Origin of the sequence: Roseateles terrae (assembly GCF_014192155.1) — a bacterium.
GTDB lineage: Bacteria > Pseudomonadota > Gammaproteobacteria > Burkholderiales > Burkholderiaceae_C > Roseateles > Roseateles terrae.
Genome location: NZ_JACHXO010000013.1, coordinates 1 through 3,167, shown reverse-complemented (window position 1 = coordinate 3,167; position 3,167 = coordinate 1). Strand labels below are relative to the sequence as shown.

At 53.7% G+C, this 3,167-nt stretch carries 2 protein-coding genes; both read right to left on the bottom strand.

Annotated elements, in window-relative coordinates; all coding sequences use genetic code 11:
• Positions 1–567: 567 nt before the first annotated feature.
• Positions 568–969 (bottom strand): Imm45 family immunity protein, encoded by a 402-nt coding sequence (gene imm45 / locus FHS28_RS23790; protein ID WP_259373095.1) that lies wholly within the window; start codon positions 967–969, stop codon positions 568–570.
• Positions 969–3,167, bottom strand: a 2,199-nt coding sequence (locus FHS28_RS23785; protein WP_259373094.1) for a polymorphic toxin-type HINT domain-containing protein, incomplete at its 5' end; no start/stop codon positions are given. The genes imm45 and FHS28_RS23785, both read right to left, overlap by 1 nt.

Below are 3,167 nucleotides of genomic sequence, written 5' to 3'. Positions count from 1 at the left end.
CGGGCCTCACCGGCCAGCAGCTGCACATCCCGCCCGGCCGCCAGCGTCACCGCCCCTTCCGAGCTCTTGATCTCCGCAGCGGTGGCCGTCAGGTCTTGCCTCGCCTTCAGCGTCACGAAGCCTTGCGCGTCCACCGCATGTTGGCGCCGAAGTTAGGCCGCAACTTTCTGCTAGCCGACATCCGGAAGCGGAGTTTCAGGTTCTGGCCTCCTTGCATGTCCAGATCCTCAGCGCGGTATTCGTGCTTCACCGTCAATGCCCACACCGCTCCTTTGTGATCCTTGACTTGAAGTCTTAAAGCGAGCCTCACGGTGAACTGGCTGACGATTCCCATCTGGCTGGGCCCCTCTCGCTTGGCAACAGTCACTGAAGGGTGTCTGATCGCGGGGTCTAACCGCTAGCCTGCACACCACCGAAGCCCGTTGCGGCTATCGGCGCGATCCTCGATGGCGCGCGCCCTGTGAGCATGTCCCATCTCCACGATGACCACTTCCCTACCGGTCGAGTTCATACTTAACCCAGGTGCCGCCGGTGCATTCCCCGTACCCTATTGGCCTACTCAAGGCTTTATAGCGAAACCTCATCATCCCCCACATCCGGTATTTCCCATACCGTTCCGTCAGGCAATGAATTTATTGACTCGATGACGGAAACCCACGCCTGCGCAGGAGTTCCATCAGGATAAAAATATTCATTCCAATTATTGATAAGCCAATCCTTGCTGATTGCGTGCGCACCATTTGGAGCAGAAGAACCAGGCAGTATTGTATTAATTTTCCCTGCTTTGGGCCCCGAAAGCACGATCAACCCTAAACCACAACCATTTTCATAGGAAATAGCATCGAAAACCAAAAAATCCATGACGGAGTCGTAGTACCAGTTACTACTATGCCGCATCGTGGGAACGCGAATTACCGTACCGGGAAAAAAATTGTCCGATTCAAAATCGAGGAGTTTTATCCACTTCATCATTTCACCTTTAGCTTATGCCCCTGAGGATCCTTCGTCGGGCTTAGCTTTATATCATACTCACCTAAGTGGTTGCCAAACCTATCGTGCTTTTCAAAAGTTCCGTGCTGCGTGTCTTGTGACCAAAAAACCCCCGGCTCGCCCGGATCTTGGTATACCGTTCGCCGGTTCATTCGTGTTAAATCTCTATCAACGGTCCATCCGTTGGATTCAGCGACGTCACGTAAAACAGCCATCTTATATGCCAGCTTTTCCGACGGAGAAAGACCACCTCCATTTACAACACGAGTGAATTCATCAAGTTCAGGTATTCTTTTGACTTCTTCTAGGTTGGAAGACTTAACGTTTGGGGGCAAAGCTGCGTCTGGAGGGAACTTCTTTGAATCGTAATATCGACCGTCTATCCCTTCATAGACCGTTATCTGCGATCCGTCTTGATCTCTAAATGTGTACAGCTTCCTTCCGTCGGGGGTCGTCTTCCCCGTAGGCTGCGCCGAAGCGGGTAGGTAATCGAAGCAGTTATTATGGACCCAGATCGCTTCCTCACCATCTGGCGCCTTTATGAAATAGGTATGAAAATCTTCGACCGTGAGATTGAACGCGCGCAGTTCCTCCGTTCGGATTTGCACGGAATCCACAAGTTGATCTTTACCGTCCGGCCCAATAAGAACAAGTCCGACGGTAAGATTTTGAGCATCTATCCAAGCTCCTCCGGGAATTGGCCCCAAGTAGTTATGACCTTCTGATGAGGGTGGAGCGTTACGCCCGATAGGCAATTTGACGAAAAATGGGTGGATCCGGTTTGTAACGATGGTTTGCGTCGAACCCGACGAATTAATAATCCCCAAATAGACTGTTTCTCGATAGGGATTACTATACTGAGCCAGAACGCGCTTATTTGCGAGCGCATTAGTTCGTTCATCGCGGGAAAGTACCCAGTCGCCAAGCTTAATATCATCGATTCGTGAGAACCCGTTGCTTGTTTGGACAAGCATATCTCCTCGGAAGGAGCATTTGCCTGAACTGCTAGAAGGTTTACTGAAGGACGAACTTGGCAACTCAAGGTCGCCAATCTGCTTGGCAATTACCGAGACGTCGGAGTCAATCACACCTGTCAAGCCGCCCTTGCCAGGTAGCGTTTTCCACCATTCACCAACCAACTTCCCAAGACGCTTTTCAATTGCACCACCAAGGAATATTTCCTCCAAGGTTGTATCAGGCAGCGCTGATCCAAGCTGCGCGGTCAGACCTTCCACCCTCATCTCGTCTCGAAGGTTCATCCCAGGTACGACTGACGAAGTTGGTAACTGGCCTAAGAAAGCGTTAGCCGTGTGGTCGTTTTTCTGCGCGTCGGTTGCTTTGAAATACGTTTGGACACTGCCGTCGGCGGTAGCCGCTATTCCCCGCACGGTTATCACTTTTCCGACATAAGGTGAGAGAAGACGTCTTGCCTCTGTAAGCATGGCGTCGTAGGCATCCAGGCCGCCTAGCGCGGCCACACTGCTAGGGTTCTTGGCCGCAATCGCTTTGAGTTCTGCGAAATATGTTGCAGTCTCTTTCGCCTTGTCGGAGTCGACTGCCGCCTCGGCTAGACGCTGCATGGCATCCGCCAGATACGCGCCGTAGACAGCAGCGTCACACGTCGCATTGGTACCGCAAAACTCCTTGGCCCTTTTTTCAGCCAAGTCCGCAATCAGCTGGCGTTCATTGGTGTGCAGTTGGCGGTTATTGAAGTCCTGATTCAGGCCAGCGGCAGCGGCGTCGAAGCTTCCGCCCGCAGCGAAGCCCACACCCGTGGCTAGGGCGCCGCTGGCTAGCCTCGCTAGGCCACTTGCCCAGTCGTTGTTTCCATCTTTGTCCGGACCTAATCCTGCGTCTGTCAGCGACTTCGTCAGAACTCGCTGCAAGTCATTCAACTTGTCGGCAACTGATGCGCTAGCGGCACCTCCCAGCGCGCCGGCGACTCCCCCTGTCATGGCGCCGACGACCGCGTGTGCGGCGACGCGGTATTCCCCGCCTTCCTCGTACTTTTTTGCTTCCTCAACCTTACCCGCCGCGCGTAACTCCTTCGCTTTCTCATCCAGGTTTCTGGCAACTTCATTAGCCGCCTGCGCCCCGAACTCCGCCACGATCTGGGCATTCACCTTGGCTTGCTGCGCAAGCTTCTGCCCATCCCACCCCTGCGCCAGCGTGCCGGC